Consider the following 20,120-nt stretch of genomic DNA (forward strand, 5'->3'; position numbering starts at 1 on the left):
AACCCATGCCAAGCAACAGTACAGCAAAGCAAAAAAACGTTGAGACAGGCGAACAAAGCATTCTCGACAGCATCATCGCCCAGACCAGCCTGACGCGTGACGACGAAGCCTACGACATCGCCAAGCGTGGTGTATCGGCCTTCATCGAAGAACTGCTCAAGCCGCAAAACGGCAACGAGCCGGTCAAAAAGGCAATGGTCGACCGCATGATTGCCGAGATCGATGCCAAGCTCAGCCGTCAGATGGACGAGATCCTGCACCACCCTGACTTCCAGTCCCTGGAATCGTCGTGGCGTGGTCTGCAACTGCTGGTCGATCGCACCAACTTCCGTGAAAACATCAAAATCGAAATCCTCAACGTCTCCAAGGATGACTTGCTGGAAGACTTCGAAGATTCGCCGGAAGTGATGCAGTCGGGCCTGTACAAGCACATCTACACCGCTGAATACGGCCAGTTCGGTGGTCAGCCGGTTGGCGCGATCATCGCCAACTACTTCATGTCCCCAAGCTCGCCGGACGTGAAACTGATGCAGTACGTCTCCAGCGTAGCCTGCATGTCTCACGCACCGTTCATTGCTGCTGCCGGCCCGAAATTCTTCGGCCTGGAAAGCTTCACCGGCCTGCCGGACCTGAAAGATCTGAAAGATCACTTCGAAGGCCCGCAGTTCGCCAAATGGCAGAGCTTCCGCCAGTCGGAAGACTCCCGTTACGTCGGTCTGACCGTTCCGCGTTTCCTGCTTCGCAACCCGTACGATCCGGAAGAAAACCCGGTCAAATCGTTCGTGTACAAGGAAACCGTTGCCAACAGCCACGAGCATTATCTGTGGGGTAACACGGCTTACGCGTTCGGCACCAAGCTGACCGACAGCTTCGCCAAGTTCCGCTGGTGCCCGAACATCATCGGCCCGCAGAGCGGTGGTGCGGTTGAAGACCTGCCGTTGCACCATTTCGAAAGCATGGGCGAAATCGAGACCAAGATCCCTACCGAGGTTCTGGTCAGCGACCGTCGTGAATACGAACTGGCTGAGGAAGGCTTCATCTCCCTGACCATGCGTAAGGGCAGCGACAACGCGGCGTTCTTCTCCGCCAGCTCCGTGCAGAAGCCGAAGTTCTTCGGCAACAGCGCTGAAGGCAAGGCTGCAGAGCTGAACTACAAGCTGGGCACCCAGCTGCCGTACATGATGATCGTCAACCGCTTGGCTCACTACTTGAAAGTGCTGCAGCGCGAGCAACTCGGTTCGTGGAAAGAGCGTACCGATCTCGAGCTGGAACTGAACAAGTGGATCCGTCAGTACGTCGCCGACCAGGAAAACCCGAGCGCCGAAGTGCGTGGTCGTCGCCCGTTGCGCGCCGCCCAGATCACCGTCAGCGACGTCGAAGGCGAGCCTGGCTGGTACCGCGTCAGCCTGAACGTGCGTCCGCACTTCAAGTACATGGGTGCTGATTTCACCCTGTCGCTGGTTGGCAAGCTGGACAAAGAGTAAACGGAGCTCACTCATGACTGGATACGGCAGCCTTTTCGAACGCCTGAATGGCGATGCGGAAAAACGCGTCAGCTGGAGCCGCGAGGTTTCCGCCACGGCGTCCGTGGCTGCCCATCTGGCCAAGATGCTCAGCACCCGTGCGGGCAGCGTGCAAACGCTGTCCGACTACGGGCTACCCGATCTCAATGACATGCGTCTGAGCCTGCACGACTCTCTGAGTCAGGCCCGTTTGGCCATCGAAAGCTTCATCGAAGCCTACGAGCCGCGCCTGAGCAATGTGCGTGTCATTTCCCTGCCGCGTGATCACGATCAGCTTCGCCTGTCCTTCAGCATCGAAGGGCTGCTGGAAGTTGAGGGTTTCAAGCGTCAGGTCAGTTTCGCCGCTCGCCTGGATGGTAGCGGTCAAGTGAAGGTCAACTAAGGAGATTCCTATGTCCGGAAAACCCGCAGCACGCGTCACCGACCCCACGGCTTGCCCGCTCCCCGGCCACGGTACCAATCCTATCGCCGCTGGCTCCGGCGACGTGTTTTTCGACGGCCTCCCGGCCGCCCGCCAAGGCGATGCCTCGGCATGTGGTGGTGCGATGTCGGGCGGTTTGGCGACAACCGTTCTGATCAACGGAAAACCGGCCGCCACGGTTGACTCCGTCGGGACCCATGGCAACAAGGTCACAGCCGGGTCCGGGACGGTGATTATTGGTAATTCGCACACGCCTGCGGCGTTTGTGGCGCCCGAAGCAATAGTTATTCCAGGCGTCTTTAACCGTATTTTTGCTTTTCATACTGTGGATGGCCAGCCAGTTACGAATCTGAATTACAGAATGGTTTCTGATAGCGGTCTAGAGAAAGCAGGCTGTACGTCAGCAACCGGTAATACAGGATGTTTCTCCACCGGTAAACAAGGCGAGATGGTTAACATCTACGTTTCGGCGGAGTAAGCGCGTGGAAACCTCTATTGTTATCGATGGCTCCGCGCACATATTCGAGACCTCCGATGGGAAAACGGAGTTAAAAATTAAAGCCGAAACGACGCCAAGTGAAGATAAAGAACCGAAAAAGCTTCCTTTGCCCAGTGTGTGGCTGATAACGAGAGGAAATGGTGTACCTCTTTTTGCTCTAAAACCAAATGCATCAGATGTTCAGTTCAGAATTATGAAGGCTGAGAAACTGTACGCAGAAGCAATTCAATGGTTTGAACCGCTGGCGGATAATTACCGTAAAAAGTGTTGGGTGAATCCTGAGTCCAGCACGGCTGGTACCGATGCTTACAATGCCTATAAGCAAATGACTTGGGCTCAAATTATAAAGTTTTCGATTGTTGATAGAATGTCAATTAGCTTTGCTCCTAACATGCCCGGCGATTGGAAAAACAGCTCAGAAGGGGGGGCTGGATTTTTAATGGTAATGATCGAAGGCGAACCCTATTGGGCTGATGGCGTTGGACAGATCCCTTTCGCCACTGATACCTACCGTTTATACCTTGAAGAAACCAAGCTTGCGGAAGCTGCTATTAAGAAAACCGTTGAAACAGGTATGAAGTATGGTGATGGTCTTCCTATATTTCCAACGGAGGACAAAACCAATGAGTACGATAATTACATGGTGCTGCGCGGTGCCTTATGGGCCTCCGAGAATTTTGAACTGCGCACTGAAAAGGTAAGAGTATTTGCGGGCCGAATGGGCTATCGCGAAAATATTGTGACGAGCACTGTGTACCGCGTCGCCTCTGACCAAAAATTGAGAACCTCTATAACGCAAGGCTCTGTAGATAAGTATGGAGAGTGGAAAAAATGATCTCCAGGATAGCACGAAGCGTGCTCATACATTTTTTTGCCTGCGTCATTTATGTCGTTGCTAATTACTATGGGGTTTCTCTCTATAAAGTTATTTTTGGCGGGTTGACCTCTCGTGGCGCTTCCATTGGAATTGCCATGTACATGGTTTTCTATTTGTTTGTTTTTTTGAATATAGTGATTGCCGTCATTCCACGGCAAATTTTTAAGTGGTGCATTGTTGCTTTCATGGTTGTGTTGATATTGGTCTATCTATTACCACTTTACCCCATTCGAGCCCTAGCTTATAGCGCTTTGACAGGTGGGCTTACTGCTCTGGCAATTGTGGTGGCTGGCAAGTTTGAACGGTTTTGGCTCTCTCGGGCCCTCAAATAAACTTCTTTTTCCATGGTCGTGCTCTCAGCAGCTTCAGTGCACATCAAACGAATCTATACCCAGGCAGCCAGACATGTCCTTTAACCACTACTACCAAAGCGAACTCACTGCACTGCGCCAGCTTGGTCGTCGCTTCGCCGAGCGTAGTCCTGCGTTGGCGCCGTTTCTGGGGCAGGCCGGGCGGGATCCGGATGTGGAGCGGTTGCTCGAGGGCTTTGCGTTTCTGACTGGTCGGCTGCGCCAGAAGCTGGATGACGAGCTGCCGGAGCTCAGCCATTCGTTGATGCATTTGCTGTGGCCCAATTACATGCGGCCGTTGCCTGCGTTTAGCATTTTGCAGTTCGATCCGTTGAAGCGTTCGGGGCCTGCGTTGATGGTCGAACGCGATACGCCGGTCGAGAGCCTGCCGATCAATGATGTGCGCTGCCGTTTCCGCACGTGCTATCCGACCGAGGTTCAGGCACTGGATCTGACGGCGCTGAACTACTCGGTCAAGGGCGGTGGTTCGCTGTTGAGCCTGCGTCTGGAGATGAGCGCTGAGGGTCACCTGGGTGAGCTGGAACTGAGCCGCTTGCGTCTGCATTTTGCGGGCGAACGTTACATCAGCCAGATGTTGTACCTGAGCTTGTTGCGCAACCTTGATGGCATCGAGTTGATTCCTCTGGACGGCGCTGGCAAACCCATCAATGGCGTCAACGGCACGCCGATGGCGTTCAAGATGCCGGGCGACCGCGTGCAGCCGGTAGGTTTTGCCGAAGAAGAAGCGTTGATCCCATATCCGCTGAACACCTTTCGCGGCTACCGCTATCTGCAGGAATACTTCGCGTTTCAGGACAAGTTCCTGTTCGTCGATATCAATGGCCTGGATCTGCTTAACGCGTTACCTGAAGAGACACTCAAGCAAGTCCGCGGCGTTGAGTTGCGTTTCGATATTCGCAAGAGCGGGATCCAGCGCCTGCGGCCCACGCTGGACAACGTGAAGCTGTATTGCACGCCGATCGTCAATCTGTTCAAGCATGACGCGTTGCCGATCCGCCTCGATGGCAAGCAGGACGAGTACCTGCTGTTGCCCGCCGAGTACGATCTGGAAACCTGCGGAGTGTTCTCGGTTGAAACCGTGACTGGCTGGAAGCCGGGTGGTCTCGGTTATCAGGACTATGTGCCATTCGAATCCTTCGAACACGATCCGAGTTTCGACGTGCCCAATAGCCGTCCGCACTACAGTATTCGCCAGCGTTCTTCGTTGTTGCACGACGGTCTCGACACTTATCTGAGCTTCGGTATTCGCCACATCGAAGCACATGAAACCCTGTCGATCGAATTGATGTGCACCAATCAGAACCTGCCGCGCAAACTCAAACTGGGCGATATCAACCAGGCCTGCGAAGACACGCCGGAGTTCTTGAGTTTCCGCAACATCACGCCAGCCACGTCCAGCTTCGCGCCACCGCTGAACCGTGACTTCCTCTGGAAGCTGATCAGCAACATGTCGCTCAACTACCTGTCGCTGGCCGACGTCAATGCGTTGAAGGTGATTCTCGAAACCTACGATCTGCCGCGCTATTACGACCAGCATGCGGAGAAGGTCAGCAAGCGCCTGCTGGGCGGTTTGAAATCGATCAAGCACAAACACGTGGACAGATTGCACCGAGGGTTGCCGGTACGCGGACTGCGCACTGAGCTGACCATCGACCCTGAGGGGTATATCGGCGAAGGCGACATGTTTGTGTTCGCTTCGGTTCTCAACGAGTTTTTTGCGCTTTACGCCAGCCTCAATTCGTACCACGAGCTGCGGGTAAAAAGCACACAGGGAGAGGTGTACCAATGGACACCACGTATGGGCCTCCAGCCCCTGCTTTAAGCGGGCTGACCCTGGGTATACGCGAGTACTCGCTGTTTCAGGCCGTGCTGCTGGTTGTCGACCGGCTGCGCGATGCACACCCGCACCTGAGCGAAGACGACCTGTACGACCAGTTGGAGTTTCAGGCCAACCCGAGCCTTGGCTTCCCGTCGAGTGACGTCAGTCGCGTGGAGTTTTTCCACGAGCACGGGCATTTGCGCGCGCGTATGCAGTTCAACCTGATCGGTCTGGTCGGTTCGGGTTCGCCACTGCCGGCGTTCTACGGTGAGCAGGCGCTGGGCGACAGCGAAGACGGCAACCCGACGCGTAATTTCCTCGACCTGTTCCACCATCGCCTGCAACGGTTGATGTTGCCGATCTGGAAGAAGTATCGCTACCGCGCCAGTTTTGAAAGCGGCGCGCTCGATCCGTTTTCGGCACAACTGTTTGCCTTGATCGGCCTGGGCGGCGAAGAAATTCGGCGCGCTCAGGAGCTGAACTGGAAACGCCTGTTGCCCTATCTGGGCCTGCTCAGCCTGCGTGCGCACTCGGCTGCGCTGATCGAAGCGGTGCTGCGTTATTACTTCAAACATGCCGAACTGACCATCGAGCAGTGCATCGAGCGCCGGGTGGAAATTCTCGACGAACAGCGCAATCGTCTGGGACGTGCCAACAGCATGCTCGGTGAGGATCTGGTGCTGGGCGATCACGTGCGCGACCGCAGCGGCAAGTTTCGCATTCACATCCGCGAGCTGGACTGGCAACGCTTTCACGAATTCCTGCCGATCGGTTTCGGCTATCAACCGCTGTGCGCGCTGGTGCGGTTCACGTTGCGTGACCCGCTCGACTACGACATTCGACTGGTTCTGCGCCAGGAAGAAATCCGCGAGTTGCGTATCGGTGAACAGAACGCCTGTCGCCTGGGATGGACCAGTTGGCTCGGCCGCGAGAAAGCGGACGGCGTGGTGACCCTGGGCAGCAAAATTCATTAAGGATCAATGACTGATGAGCAACGTAGACCTGCAACAACTGATTCAAGCGCTGGACGCCGAAACCCGCCGTGATCTGGAAAGTTCTGCGGAGCGCTGCGTCGCCCGTGGCGGCAGCAAGATTCTGGTTGAAGATTTGTTGCTGGAGCTGCTTGAGCGTCCGCAAGGTCTGCTCGCGCGCGCCCTGCAGGATGCGGAAGTGGACGCTGGCGAGTTGAGCGCCTCGTTGCAATCTCGGGTTGAGCACAGCGCCTCGCGTAACCCGGTATTTGCTCCGGAACTGGTGCAGTGGCTGCAGGACGCCCTGCTGGTCGCCAACCTTGAACTGGGCCAGACCCAGGTCGAGCAGGCCGCGCTGATTCTTGCACTGCTGCGTAACCCGATGCGCTACGCAGGCAGCCGCTATCAGCCTTTGCTGGCCAAGCTGAATATCGATCGACTTAAAGAGTTTGCCTTGTCTCAACAGGAGCAGCCTGCCAATGGCAAACCGGCTGCCCAAGGCGAGTCGCTGTTGGAGCGCTTCACTCACAACCTGACGCAGCAGGCCCGCGACGGCAAGCTTGATCCGGTGCTGTGCCGTGATGGCGCGATTCGGCAGATGGTCGACATTCTGGCTCGTCGCCGCAAAAACAATCCGATCGTGGTCGGTGAGGCTGGCGTCGGCAAGACCGCCATCGTCGAAGGCCTCGCATCGCGCATCGCAGCGGGTGAAGTACCGCAGGCGCTCAAGGGCGTAGAACTGCTGTCGTTGGACATGGGGCTCTTGCAGGCCGGTGCCAGCGTCAAAGGTGAATTCGAGCGTCGTCTCAAAGGTGTGATCGACGAGGTCAAGGCGTCGCCGAAGCCGATCATTCTGTTCATCGACGAAGCCCACACGCTGATCGGTGCGGGCGGTAACGCGGGTGGCTCGGATGCAGCCAACCTGCTCAAGCCGGCGCTGGCGCGTGGCGAACTGCGTACCATCGCTGCCACGACCTGGGCGGAGTACAAAAAGTACTTCGAGAAAGACCCGGCGCTGGCCCGTCGTTTCCAGCCTGTTCAGTTGCATGAACCGACCGTCAGCGAAGCCGTCACGATCCTGCGCGGCCTGGCGCAGGTCTATGAGAAGAGCCATGGCATCTACCTGCGCGATGACGCCGTAGTTGCCGCCGCCGAGCTGTCCGCCCGCTATCTCGCTGGCCGCCAGCTCCCTGACAAAGCCGTTGATGTCCTCGATACAGCGTGTGCCCGCGTGCGCATCAGTCTTGCCGCTGCTCCGGAAAGCCTCGAGCGCCTGCGTGGCGAACTGGCTGAAGGCGGTCGCCAGCGTCAGGCACTCCGTCGTGACGCCGAAGCCGGTCTGCTGATCGATCACGAGGCGCTGGAAGCGCTGGAAACGCGTCTGGAAGCTGCCGAAGAAGAGCGGGCTGCGCTGGAAGCGTTGTGGCTTGAACAGAAGACGCTCGCCGAACGCTTGCTGGAACTGCGTCAGCAACTGGCCAAGGCCCGTGAAGCGGCCGCTGTCGAGCCGACCGTTGAAATCGAAGAGGACGACGAGGGCACGGTCATCGAGGCCGTGGCGCTGGATGAAACGCAAAGCGTCGAAGCGCTGACCGCTGCTCTGAACGAAACGCACGTGGCTCTGACCGCACTGCAGGTCAAGGAGCGACTGGTGAGCTTCGAGGTCTGCCCGCGCCTTGTGGCTGAAGTGATCAGTGCCTGGACCGGTGTACCGCTGGCGCAACTGGCTCGTGAGCACAACGCCAAGGTGGCCAGCTTCGCCAAGGACCTGCGTATTCGTATCCGTGGTCAGGAGCAGGCTGTTCATGCCCTCGACCGTTCGATGCGTGCGACCGCTGCCGGTCTGAACAAACCCGATGCGCCGGTAGGCGTGTTTCTGCTGGTCGGCCCGAGCGGCGTCGGCAAGACCGAAACCGCGCTGGCGCTGGCTGATCTGCTTTACGGTGGTGATCGTTTCATCACCACGATCAACATGTCCGAGTTCCAGGAGAAGCACACCGTTTCTCGCCTGATCGGTGCACCACCGGGCTACGTGGGCTATGGCGAGGGTGGCATGCTCACCGAAGCGGTGCGTCAGAAGCCGTATTCGGTCGTGCTGCTCGATGAGGTCGAGAAAGCCGACCCCGACGTGCTCAACCTGTTCTATCAGATCTTCGACAAGGGTGTGGCCAACGACGGCGAAGGCCGCGAGATCGATTTCCGCAACACGTTGATTCTGATGACCTCGAACCTGGGCAGCGACCAGATCAGCGCCTTGTGCGAAGACGGCGCACGGCCAACCGCCGAAGTGCTTGAAGAAACCATTCGCCCGGTCCTCAGCAAGCACTTCAAGCCCGCGCTGCTGGCGCGCATGCGCGTGGTGCCGTACTACCCGGTCAGCGGGCCGGTGCTGCGCGAGCTGATCGAAATCAAACTCGGTCGTCTGGGCGAGCGTCTGAACCGTCGTCAGCTGGAGTTCACGTACTGCCAGAACCTTGTCGATCATTTGGCCGAGCGCTGCACGCAAAGCGACAGCGGTGCGCGTCTGATCGACCACCTGCTGGACCTTCATGTCCTGCCGCTGGTCGCTGACCGCTTGCTCGACGCCATGGCTACCGGAGAAAGTCTGAAGCGTGTTCATGCCACGCTGGACAGCTCCGGCAGTGTGACTTGCGAGTTTGCCTGAGGTGGGCGTGATGTTCACTCAGATGCCGCAGCCGTTGGCGTACGCCGAAGCCTTGCTGGCGCAGTTCGCCAGCCTGGCGAGGGCGGCCAACGGCGCCGAATTGCTGGGTGATTTTGTGCGCGGTCTTGCTGAACTCAGCGGCTGCGAGCTGGCACAGCTTTATCTTTTGGATGCCACTCACACCTGCCTGAAAATGAGAGCCGAGTGCCTGGACGGAATCCTGCAACCACGGGAAGCCGCAGGCCTGCCGGTGGATTACAACGGCGAGCAGTTGTTGCAGTTCGCCCTTTGCCAGAACCGCGTGGTGTGTCTGGGCGAACTGAGCGGCAGCCTGCACGAAACCAGTTTTCTGCCGACGCAAAGCACACCGTGGCAGTCGTTGTTGTGTGTGCCGGTCATCAACCATCAGCAGGCCGTTGAAGGCGTGTTGTTGTGTGCGAGCCACCGGCATGTCGATCTGCAGGGGTTTGCTGATTCCCTCGGTCAGTTTGGTTCGTTCGCACTGGGTCAACTCAACCTGCTGCAACGCTTGCATCAACCTGTGGATGAGGTGCGACCGGCCGTGGTCAGCACGCCGAGCATCAGCGGATACGGTTTGATCGGAAAAAGCGCAAGCATGCGTCAAACCTACTCCATGATCAGCAAGGTGTTGCACAGCCCTTACACCGTATTGCTGCGCGGCGAGACAGGCACCGGCAAGGAAGTCGTTGCGCGGGCGATTCATGACTTCGGTCCGCGTCGCTCTCAGGCCTTCATCGTTCAGAACTGTGCCGCGTTTCCAGAGAACCTGCTTGAGAGCGAACTGTTCGGTTACTGCAAAGGCGCGTTCACGGGCGCTGATCGTGATCGCACCGGGCTGTTCGAGGCTGCCAATGGCGGCACGCTGTTGCTCGACGAAATCGGCGACATGCCGTTGTCGCTTCAGGCCAAGCTGCTGCGCGTGCTGCAAGAGGGCGAGATTCGCCCGCTGGGCTCCAACGACACGCGCAAGATCGACGTGCGCATCCTGGCCGCGACGCACCGGGACCTGGCTGTGATGGTCAGCGAAGGCAAGTTCCGCGAGGACCTGTATTACCGACTCGCGCAGTTTCCCATTGAGCTGCCAGCCCTGCGACATCGTGAGGGAGACATTCTCGACCTGGCCCGGCACTTCGCCGACAAGACGTGTGCGTTCCTGCAGCGCGGTGCGTTGCGCTGGTCGGATGCGGCCCTTGATCACCTTTCCGGTTATGCGTTTCCCGGCAATGTGCGCGAACTCAAAGGCCTGGTCGAACGTGCAGTCCTCTTGTGTGAGGGCAATGAGTTGCTGGCCGAGCATTTCTCTCTGCGCCCGGACGCTGTGCCCGAGGACAGCAGCCTCAATCTGCGCGAGCGGCTGGAACAGGTCGAGCGCAGCCTGCTGCTCGACTGCCTGCGCAAGAACGATGGCAACCAGACCCTTTCCGCGCGTGAACTCGGCCTGCCGAGGCGCACGCTGCTTTACCGCCTTGGGCGCCTGAATATCAATCTGGGTGACTTCAATGGGTAGGCAAAAGCACTTGTTTTCACCTTATTCGCTTCTGACAGCGCTCCCCGAAAGGGGCGGCGCTTTTTGCTCACTTCTGGAGACCCTCTGATGTCTGTTCGTCACTGGCAAGCCGTCCTGCTCACTGTTGTCGTTCTATGCGGCCTCGGGGGCTGCAGCGGCAATTACAAATTCAACGACAACACCTATCGCCCATTGGGTGATCCGCAGGCGGTCAACCGCGGCAAGTGACCGCAAGGAGCATCATTATGGAACTGGTTTTCGAAATGCTGAACACCAAGCAGTTCGTGCCCACTGACTTGTGCCAAAAGACCTTCAAACAGGCTGGCGGCGTGATTGGCCGGGGGGACGATTGCGACTGGATCATCCCGGACCGCAAACGGCACTTGTCCAATCATCACGCGTTGATCAGCTATCGCGACGGCTCGTTTTTTCTGACCGATACCAGCAGCAACGGTATCCAGGACAGCACCAATGGCACGCGTCTGCGCAAGGGCGAAGCGGTACGCATCGAGCACGGCAGTGAATACATTCTCGGTGATTTCGAAATCCGTGCCCGACTGGTACGCGACCCGGCAGCCTTCGACGTGGAAGTCGGTCGCCCTCAGGCGGCTGGCAGCATCATTCCGGACGACGCATTCCTCGATCTTGATCCGCTCAATGCGCTTGATCAGCAGGAGCGCGTTTACTCGGAAATCGAAGAGCTGATTTCACCCAGCAACGTAATTGATGACGGCCGTCAACGCGCTGACTATGCACGTATCGATATGGAAAGCCTGCTGGTGCCGGAACTGGTCGAGGTTCCAAAAGAGCCCGCACCTGCGCCAGCCCCGCCACCGGTCGAGCGTCAGTCTGACGGTTTCTGGGAAAAATTCGGGGCTGCGCTGGGCGTTGACCTCAAAGGGCTCGACCACGATGCGAAAGAGGCTCTGGCTCTGAACGCAGCGCGCTTGCTCAAGCAAAGCGTCGGCGGTTTGCAGCAGAGCCTGCGCACGCGCAGCGAGCTCAAGAACGAATTGCGTCTGGCGCAGACCACGGTGCAAGGCTCGCAGAAAAACCCGTTGAAGTTTGCCGTCGATGCCGGTGAAGCGCTGGACATTCTGTTGCACGGCAACAAGCCCGGACAGTTGCCGGCCGATCAGGCGATATCGCGCGCCTTCCGTGATCTGCAGGCCCATCAGGTCGCCTTGCTCACAGCCAGCCGCGCGGCTGTTCGCGGCACGCTTGAACACTTCTCTCCGCAACAGCTCACGCTGCGTTTCGAGCGCGACAACAAGCCGCTGATTGCCACCTCCGGAAGCCGCTGGAGAGCCTATGGCCGCTATCACCAGGCGTTGCGCCAGGATACCGACTGGAGCGAGCGCCTTCTGGCCCGCGATTTCGCTCAGGCCTACGAAGAGCAGATTCGTCTGATTTCCACACTCCACACTGACCACCAAGGATGATACGCATGTCTCGCCGCTCGACTGCTTTCTTCAACATGCTGGCTGCGCTGACCGCCCTGGTGGTGCTGGCTGGCTGCTCTACGTTGTCGCCGTATTCACACGTCACCAAACTCAACCTGAAGCTGACCGCCAGCGATCAGGTGAACCCGGATCTGAATGGTCGCCCGTCGCCTGTCGTCGTGCGACTGTTCGAACTCAAGCACCCGGTGGCGTTTGAAAACGCGGACTTCTTCAGCCTGTATGAACGCGCGAAGGAGTCGCTGGCGCCAGACATGGTTGCCTCCGAGGAACTGGAACTGCGTCCGGGTGAAACCGTCGAGCTCAAGCTCAGCCTGCAGGAAGGCAGCCGCTACGTCGGCGTTCTTGCAGCCTATCGGGACCTGCCGGACAGCAGATGGCGCTACACGCTGCAAGTGACGCCGGTAGAGATCACTGACGCCGATCTGACGCTCGACCAGAACGGCATTCGCAACACTAATGAACCGCTCGCCAAGGCAGATGACTGACCATGAATTCCCATAAAGTCATTTGGCAGGAAGGCATGTTGCTGCGCCCGCAGCACTTCCAGCACAACGATCGCTATTACGATCACCAGATGAAAACCCGTACCCAGTTGCTGGGTAGCTACACCTGGGGTTTTCTGAGCCTGGACATCGACCTGCAGTTTCTCAATATGGGCAAGCTGGTCATCAGCAATGCCTCGGGAATTCTGCCGGACGGCAGCCTGTTCGAGCTGGGAGGCAACACCGAGCCACTGGCGCTCGACGTGCCGCCCAACACCGGCAATACGCCGATTTATCTCGCACTGCCGCTGGTCACGGGTAACCACATCGAATCGCGTCGTCCGGAGCAGTCCGATGTGCTGGCGCGCTACACCGCTTACGAGGCGGAGGTGTCCGACTCCAACGCGGGCGATGACTCTTCGAGTCAGGTCAGCTGCGGTCGTCCCGACTTCAAACTGCTGCTCGGCCAGCAGCAGAGCGACCAGGCTTACGTGAAGCTGAAGGTCTGCGAAGTGCTCGATACCACGCCGGATGGCGTGATCAGCCTCGACCCCGATTTTGTGCCGACCTATATCCAGGCTCACGCGTCCAGCTACCTGCTGTCGTGCCTCAAGGAAGTCATCAGCATGCTCAGCCACCGGGGCGACACGATCGCTGACCGGATTCGCTCCAATGGCAAGGTGGGTGGCGCTGAAGTCGGCGACTTCATGATGCTGCAACTGATCAACCGCACTGAGTTGCTGCTGCGTCACTATCTTGGCCTTGAGCAAGTACACCCTGAAGAGCTGTATCGCACGCTGCTGACCATGCTCGGCGATCTGGCGACCTTCTCCAGTGACAGCAAGAGACCGCGTCTGGACAGCCGTTATCAGCACAGCGATCAGGGTGCCAGCTTCCGCAAATTGATGGAGGCGATCCGTCAGGTGCTGTCCATGGTGCTGGAGCAGCACGCCATCGAGCTGGTTCTGCAGGCCCGTCAGTACGGCATCATCGTATCGCCGCTGCACGATCACAAACTGCTGGGCTCGGCGTCGTTCGTGCTGGCAGCCAGCGCCAACTGCGACTCCGAAGAGCTGCGCCACCGTTTGCCGGCGCACCTCAAGGTCGGTCCTGTGGAGCGTATCCGCCAACTGGTCAACCTGCATCTGCCAGGTATCAAGGTCAAACCGCTACCGGTGGCCCCGCGGCAGATCGCGTTCCACTCCAACAAAACCTATTTCATCCTCGAACTCAGTTCCGAAGACCTGGCACAACTCGAGCGCTCCGGCGGCTTCGCGTTCCACGTGTCCGGCGAATTCGCCGAGCTTGAACTGAAATTCTGGGCTATCAGGAACTGACCGACATGAGCAAGGACACGGATTACAACCAGGACGATAAAACCGTCCTGCTCGACCGCCAGGGCCACGGCCCGGCCGCGAGCCCGCTGACGGACTTCGCTGCGCCGCCACGGTTCGAGCAACTGGAAGAGCGCATGATCTACGCGGCACGTCTGCGCCCGGCCGAGGCCTTCAACATCAGCCTCAATTCGCTGGTCGCGGCTGCCTCCGATCTGCTGTCGGAAGTGGTACGCCTCAAGCACAGCGACACCCGCGAAGACATGTACGCGCTCAACGAGCGACTGACTGCCGGCCTGAAACTGTTTGAAGTCCGCGCATTGCACAACGGTGCTGAAAGCAGCCAGGTGATGGCCGCCCGTTACGTGTTGTGCACGGTGGTGGACGAGGCAGTGGTGACCACCCCGTGGGGTAACGAAAGCGAGTGGTCGCAGATGAGCCTGCTCAGCAGCTTCCACAACGAAACCTTCGGGGGCGAAAAGTTTTTCCAGCTTCTCGACAGGCTGTCGAAAAACCCGGTCAAGCATCTGCCGATGCTGGAGTTGATGTACCTGTGTCTGTCGCTCGGCTTCGAGGGCAAGTACCGGGTGCAGGCGCGCGGCATGCTCGAGCTTGAAGGCATCCGCGATGCGCTGTATCGCCAGATTCGCCAATTGCGCGGCGACGTGCCTCGCGAACTGTCACCTCACTGGGAAGGTTTGAACAATCAGCGCCGCAGTCTGGTGCGCATCGTGCCTGCCTGGATGGTGGTGTTGTTTACCCTGGTCTGCCTGGCGGTGATGTATTTCGGCTTCGCCTGGGTACTGGGTGAACAGCGCGAAACCGTTTTGCAACCTTATCAGCCGTTTGATCCGGCCGCGGTCCAGCCGCAGTCGCAGCCGTAAACAGGGACGCATGATGAAAAACTTCTTCAAGAAAGTCGGCGCATTCCTGCGCAAGACATGGGTCTGGACGCTGCTGCTGGTGCTGTTCGTTGCGTTGTTGGTGTGGTTCGTCGGGCCGCTGCTGGCGGTTGATGATTACAAGTTCTGGGAAAGCTCCACCTCGCGCCTGCTGACCATCAGCGTGCTGTTCCTGATTTGGGGCCTGACGATGGTGTTCGTCAGCTGGCGCGCGGGTGTTCGCAAGAAAGCCCTCGAAGAAAGCGAAGATGGCCAGGATCGTATCCGCCGTGAAGAGCAGATCGACGAAGAGCAGAAAGAGCTGAAAACGCGCTTCAAGGACGCGTTGAAAACCCTCAAGACCTCAAGCCTGTATCGTGGTCGCAGCGAGCGCTGGCGCAGTGATTTGCCGTGGTACCTGCTGATTGGTCCGCAGGGCAGTGGCAAAACCAGTCTGCTGGATTTTTCGGGCCTCGAGTTTCCGATCAACAAGATCGAACGCAAGCTGACCCGCGACACCCTCGGCACTCGCCATTGTGACTGGTACTTCGCCGATCACGGCGTGCTCATCGACACCGCTGGCCGCTACCTGACCCAGCCGGATGCCGAAGTCGATGGCAGTGCCTGGAGCACCTTGCTGGATCTGCTGCGCAAACGTCGTCGCAATCGTCCGCTGAACGGTGTGCTGGTGACCATTCCGGTGGAAACCCTGCTGAACAGCAGCGAGCAGCACCTGGAAACACTGGCTCGTCAGGTGCGTGCGCGCTTGCAGGATGTGCATCAGAAACTGCACGTCGATGTGCCTGTCTATCTGGTGCTGAGCAAAGCCGACCGTCTGTTGGGTTTCGACGAATTCTTCGATCAACTGACGCGTGAAGAAAGCGATCAGGTCCTCGGCACCAGCTTCCGCAAAGAGCAGAAGGGCACCGATGTCGCGGTGCTGCGTACCGAGTTCGAGGAGTTGCTGCGTCGCCTGAACAGTCAGGTGATCATGCGCATGCACCAGGAGCGTGATACCCAACGCCGTGGCCGCATTCTCGACTTCCCGCATCGACTGGGGCAGATCGGCGAACGCCTGTGTCTGTTTGTTGACCTCGCATTCACTGGCAACCGCTACCAGCGTGTCAGCCAGCTGCGCGGTTTCTACCTGACCAGCGCACCGCATCTCACAGAGGAAATGGACGCCACCACCGCAGGTATCGGTGCCAATCTGGGCATGAGTGCTGGCGTGCTGCCAACCCTGCGCAGCGGCCGGTCACGGTTTATCCATCACCTGCTCAGCCGTGTCATCTTTCCAGAGGCCGATCTTGCTGGCCTGGACAAGCGCGAGCGCAGCCGTATTCATTGGGGCCAGCGTGCCTTGTACGTGGGGGCACTTGCTTCTCTGGCGCTGTTTGGCGTGCTCTGGGCAGGCGGGTTCTCTGCAAACTATTCACGCCTGGAGAATCTGCGCAATTTGGCCCAGAACTGGACGCAGCAGCGTTCGGCACTGACCGCCCGCGATGATTCCATGGCGGTCCTCAAGACGCTCGACACAAGCTACGCGGCCACTCAGGTATTTCCCGAAAAAGGCGATGTGAGTTACCACGAGCGTGTTGGTCTGTATCAGGGCGAAGAGGTCAACCCGGTGGTCAGGGTTGCTTACGAGCGCGAGCTTCATGATCAGTTGCTGCCCCGCGTAGCGAACCTGCTGGAAAGCCAGATCCGCGCCAACACCAAGGATCGCGACCGCCTGCTCAACAGCCTGCGTGCATACCTGATGCTGAACATGACGGATCGCCGCGACGCGCAATGGCTCAAGGACTGGGTCGCCACCGAATGGTCTCAGCGCTATACCGGCAATACAGCGGTACAGAACGGCTTGAACACCCATTTTGATCGTTTGCTGAAGCAGCCATTCAGCTACCCGCTGAATGATCCACTTGTGGCTCAGGCGCGTCAGATTCTGCGCAGCGAGTCCCTGGCGACTGTGGTTTACCGCATGCTGCGCGAGCAGGCCCGTAATCTGCCGGAATACACCTTGAGCCAGCACCTTGGTCCTCAGGGCGCACTGTTTGTCGGCACCGATTACAAAATCCCCGGCTTCTACACCCAACAGGGCTACCAGCAGTACTTCTCTGTTCAGGGCACGAAACTGGTCACCGATATCCTGAGCGACAACTGGGTTCTGGGTGAAGGTGCTGGTCTGAGCACCATGGACCTGCGTCGTCTGATGGTTGAACTGGAGCAGCTGTACTTCCGTGACTACGCCAACTATTGGGGTGAAGCGGTAGGCCAGGTTCAACTGCCTGCGATCAATGACTTCGGCGAAGGCGCCGAGCAACTGGCAGGTCTGACGTCGGCCAACTCGCCGATCATCCAGATGTTGGTTGAAGTGCGCGAGAACACCCGTTTCCCGGTGGTCGCCGACACGGCTGATGAGGCCGCTGATGCAGCAGGCCAACTGGCGGAGAATGGCGGCAAGCTCGGTAAGCTGGCGGCCGCTGCAGCGGGCAAGGCATCCGATGCGTTGGCGAAAAACCTGCCGGATACCGCCAGAAAGTCTCTGCAAAGCCGCTTCGAGCCATTGCATCGCTTGCTGGATGACAACAATGGCCCGACTGCCGACCTGACCCCGGCTCTGGCCGCGCTCAACGAGCTGCAACTGCAGATGGCAAGCCTGGCCCGTTCCAGCTCGCCGGATCAGGCTGCTTTCGAGATGGCCAAAAACCGCATGGGCGGTCAGCGTGATGCGCTGAGCAACCTGCGCACGACATCCGGTCGTCTGCCACGTCCGGTGGGTGTGTGGTTCAACGTGCTGGCAGAAGACACCTGGCGTCTGGTGTTGGGCGATGCCTATCAATACCTGAACCAGCGCTACCAGAGTGAGCTGTACAGCTTCTACGGCAAGGCGATCAGCAAGCGTTATCCGTTCGATGCCCACAGCGCCAGCGACGTGGCAATCAGCGATTTCCGTGAATTCTTCAAGGCTCAGGGTATTGCCGATCGCTTCTTCGACAGCTACATGCGTCCGTTCGTCAGTGGCGATCCGGGCAACTACCGCATGCGCAGCGTCGATGGTTACACCTTGCCGGTTTCCAAGGTCTACCTCGACCAGATGGCCTCGGCACTGGTGATCCGTCAGAGCTTCTTTGCCGACAACCCTGCCGAACCGCAAGTGCAGTTCAAGCTGGAGCCTTACACCCTCGACCCGGCTGTCAGCCGCTCCGAGTTCAAGTTTGGCGACAAGACCATTGAATACCGTCATGGTCCGATCGTACCGGTGTCGTTCAAATGGCCTACTGATGCCGAAGACGGTCGCACCAGTCTGGTACTCGACAGAATGGCTGGCCGTCCGCTGGGTCTCGAGAAGAACACCGGCCCATGGTCGCTGTTCCGCCTGTTCGATCTGATGCAGACCGAATACCTGAAGGGGCGTGACGTCCTGGTGCTCAAGGCCGACGTGGGTGGTCTGCGCGCCAACTACCTGTTGACCAGCCAGCGCACGCCTAACCCGTTCGACATGGGTACGCTGCGCAGCTTCCGTATGCCGGGGCAGCTTTGATGCTGGTAGCCAGCCCCTGGCGCAGCGCTGCGCGCACCGATGCCGGCAAGGTTCGGGCGCGCAACGAAGACGCTTTTCTGGACTCCCCACAGCATGGGCTGTGGGTGGTCGCGGATGGCATGGGCGGTCATCAGGGTGGTGATGTCGCCAGCCAGTTGATCGTCGCCAGTCTGGCGGAATTGCCGGTGCAGGAAGGCTTTGACGAGCGCCTCAAGGGCATTCGTCAATGTCTGCACTGGCTCAACCGCCGTTTGGGTCAGGAGCTGACGGTCACTGCGGGTCACCACGACAGCATCATGGGTAGCACCGTGGTGGCGTTGATGGTCGAAGGCAATCGTGCCGCCTGCATCTGGGCGGGCGATAGCCGTTGTTATCTATGGCGTGGACAGCGCCTGTATCAGCTGTCCAAGGACCATTCACTGCAACAGCAACTGATCGACGAGCAGAAAATGAGCGTCGAGCAGGCCCGCGCCCATCCTGCCGCGCATGCCCTGACGCGTGCGGTTGGTGCAGCAGAACAACTGACCCTGGATGTACTGGAACTGGAGGTATATCCCGGTGATGCGTTTCTGCTGTGCAGCGATGGCCTGTACCAAGGACTCAGCAGTGATGCACTGGGTAGCGCCCTGAGTCTGACCGCACCCCAGGTCGCGCTGGAGCGCCTGTTCGATGGCGCCTTGCGTGGCTCGGCGCGGGATAATCTGACGGCGGTGGTGATCCGCAAATGACTGAGCTCATGCGACCGACCGACGACCTGCAGGTGAACGAGGAGCAGGACAACAACCTGACCTACTTTGCGTTTGCCAAGTCGCACAAGGCCGAACCTGCACTGGCACCGACCAAGGCCAGTATCGGTGAGATGCCCGAGGTGCTGGCGGGGCGTTACCGTATCGAGCGTCTGCTGGGTGCCGGTGGCATGGGCACGGTCTACCGTGCACGGGACTTGCTGAGCGAACAGTTCGGCGAGCCTGATCCGTATGTTGCGCTGAAAATCCTCAGCGAAGAATTTGCCGAGTCGCCGGACGCCAGTGCCTTGCTTTACAGCGAGTTCGCCCTGACCCGACGCCTTCGCCATAACAACGTGCTGCGCTTGCACACGTTCGAAGTGGACACTGAGTGCCAGCGGGCTTTCATCACCATGGAACTCATGCGTGGGCTGACCCTGGACAAACTGCTCTGCGAGCGGCCTCTTGGCCTGCCGTGGAAAGAATTGCGTGACATCGCGCTGCCGCTGCTCGATGCACTGGCCTACGCCCATGCTCGTGGTGTGCTGCATGGCGACATGAAACCCAGCAACGTCATGCTCAGCGAAGACGGCGTGCGCCTGTTCGACTTTGGACTTGGCCAGGCCGAGGAGGGCGTTATGCCGGGATTGCCTCATCTGAGTCGCGACCGTTTCAATGCCTGGACGCCGGGCTACGCCGCACCGGAACTGTTGGAAGGCCAGGCACTGTCAGCCAGTGCCGATGTGTACGGTGTGGCCTGCGTAATCTTCGAATTGGCGGGAGGCAAGCATCCGTTTCGCCGCCTGCCATCGATCCAGGCCCGCGACGAGCGTCTTGAGCGTGAGCTGAAGGCCCCGGGGAATTTACCGAAACACTGCTGGCCTGCGTTGCGGACGGCACTGACATTCGATGCACGGGATCGCAAGATCACCGCCAAACAACTGCGTGACGCTTTCGCCGTCACTTCGTCCAGGCTGCAACGCTTGATGCCATGGTGTAACGGATGACGACCGAACA

17 protein-coding genes are annotated in these 20,120 nt (G+C 58.8%); all 17 read left to right on the forward strand.

Annotated elements, in window-relative coordinates; all coding sequences use genetic code 11:
* Positions 1-5 precede the first annotated feature (5 nt).
* The 17 genes from tssC (at position 6) to AO065_RS17685 (ending at position 20,110) form a co-directional block, all read left to right on the forward strand.
* Entirely contained in the window at positions 6-1,484 is a 1,479-nt protein-coding gene (gene tssC, locus AO065_RS17605) for a type VI secretion system contractile sheath large subunit (RefSeq protein ID WP_004882972.1), read from the forward strand.
* A gap of 13 nt (positions 1,485-1,497) precedes the next feature.
* The gene (tssE, locus tag AO065_RS17610) at positions 1,498-1,905 is read left to right on the forward strand and encodes a type VI secretion system baseplate subunit TssE (protein ID WP_003413694.1); all 408 of its coding nucleotides are present in this window, start codon (positions 1,498-1,500) and stop codon (positions 1,903-1,905) included.
* Between the two features lie 10 nt (positions 1,906-1,915).
* Entirely contained in the window at positions 1,916-2,422 is a 507-nt protein-coding gene (locus tag AO065_RS17615; RefSeq protein ID WP_004882973.1) for a PAAR domain-containing protein, read from the forward strand.
* A gap of 4 nt (positions 2,423-2,426) precedes the next feature.
* Positions 2,427-3,278: a hypothetical protein gene (locus AO065_RS17620; protein ID WP_004882974.1), complete on the forward strand. Its 852-nt coding sequence runs from the start codon at positions 2,427-2,429 to the stop codon at positions 3,276-3,278.
* Positions 3,275-3,652, forward strand: coding sequence for a hypothetical protein (locus AO065_RS17625; protein ID WP_004882975.1), 378 nt, complete (start codon positions 3,275-3,277; stop codon positions 3,650-3,652). Before AO065_RS17620 ends, AO065_RS17625 begins: the two co-directional genes overlap by 4 nt.
* 73 nt (positions 3,653-3,725) lie before the next feature.
* The gene (tssF, locus tag AO065_RS17630) at positions 3,726-5,513 is read left to right on the forward strand and encodes a type VI secretion system baseplate subunit TssF (RefSeq protein ID WP_004882976.1); all 1,788 of its coding nucleotides are present in this window, start codon (positions 3,726-3,728) and stop codon (positions 5,511-5,513) included.
* Positions 5,477-6,484, forward strand: coding sequence for a type VI secretion system baseplate subunit TssG (gene tssG, locus AO065_RS17635; RefSeq protein WP_004882977.1), 1,008 nt, complete (start codon positions 5,477-5,479; stop codon positions 6,482-6,484). Before tssF ends, tssG begins: the two co-directional genes overlap by 37 nt.
* Before the next feature lie 13 nt (positions 6,485-6,497).
* On the forward strand, positions 6,498-9,146 hold the full coding sequence (tssH, locus tag AO065_RS17640) for a type VI secretion system ATPase TssH (protein ID WP_004882978.1): 2,649 nt from the start codon (positions 6,498-6,500) through the stop codon (positions 9,144-9,146).
* A 10-nt stretch (positions 9,147-9,156) separates the two neighbouring features.
* Positions 9,157-10,674, forward strand: a complete 1,518-nt coding sequence (locus tag AO065_RS17645) for a sigma-54 interaction domain-containing protein (protein ID WP_004882979.1) — start codon at positions 9,157-9,159, stop codon at positions 10,672-10,674.
* Positions 10,675-10,761: 87 nt separating this feature from the next.
* Positions 10,762-10,902 (forward strand): hypothetical protein, encoded by a 141-nt coding sequence (locus AO065_RS17650; protein ID WP_004882980.1) that lies wholly within the window; start codon positions 10,762-10,764, stop codon positions 10,900-10,902.
* Between the two features lie 17 nt (positions 10,903-10,919).
* Positions 10,920-12,116, forward strand: a complete 1,197-nt coding sequence (tagH, locus tag AO065_RS17655; protein ID WP_004882981.1) for a type VI secretion system-associated FHA domain protein TagH — start codon at positions 10,920-10,922, stop codon at positions 12,114-12,116.
* A gap of 5 nt (positions 12,117-12,121) precedes the next feature.
* Positions 12,122-12,622 carry a type VI secretion system lipoprotein TssJ gene (gene tssJ / locus AO065_RS17660; RefSeq protein ID WP_004882982.1) on the forward strand — a complete coding sequence of 167 codons (501 nt, stop codon included), beginning with the start codon at positions 12,122-12,124 and terminating at the stop codon, positions 12,620-12,622.
* A gap of 2 nt (positions 12,623-12,624) precedes the next feature.
* Positions 12,625-13,956 carry a type VI secretion system baseplate subunit TssK gene (tssK, locus tag AO065_RS17665; RefSeq protein WP_004882983.1) on the forward strand — a complete coding sequence of 444 codons (1,332 nt, stop codon included), beginning with the start codon at positions 12,625-12,627 and terminating at the stop codon, positions 13,954-13,956.
* A gap of 5 nt (positions 13,957-13,961) precedes the next feature.
* Positions 13,962-14,837 (forward strand): type IVB secretion system protein IcmH/DotU, encoded by an 876-nt coding sequence (gene icmH / locus AO065_RS17670; RefSeq protein ID WP_004882984.1) that lies wholly within the window; start codon positions 13,962-13,964, stop codon positions 14,835-14,837.
* 13 nt (positions 14,838-14,850) lie between these two features.
* A complete protein-coding gene (gene tssM / locus AO065_RS17675; RefSeq protein WP_004882985.1) occupies positions 14,851-18,378 on the forward strand; it encodes a type VI secretion system membrane subunit TssM in 3,528 nt (1,175 codons plus the stop codon).
* Positions 18,378-19,106: a PP2C family protein-serine/threonine phosphatase gene (locus AO065_RS17680; RefSeq protein ID WP_004882986.1), complete on the forward strand. Its 729-nt coding sequence runs from the start codon at positions 18,378-18,380 to the stop codon at positions 19,104-19,106. The genes tssM and AO065_RS17680 overlap by 1 nt, the downstream gene beginning before the upstream one ends.
* Complete coding sequence (locus AO065_RS17685; protein ID WP_004882987.1) at positions 19,103-20,110, forward strand: serine/threonine-protein kinase; 1,008 nt, start codon at positions 19,103-19,105, stop codon at positions 20,108-20,110. Before AO065_RS17680 ends, AO065_RS17685 begins: the two co-directional genes overlap by 4 nt.
* Positions 20,111-20,120: the final 10 nt, after the last annotated feature.

Origin of the sequence: Pseudomonas viridiflava (assembly GCF_001642795.1) — a bacterium.
GTDB lineage: Bacteria > Pseudomonadota > Gammaproteobacteria > Pseudomonadales > Pseudomonadaceae > Aquipseudomonas > Aquipseudomonas viridiflava.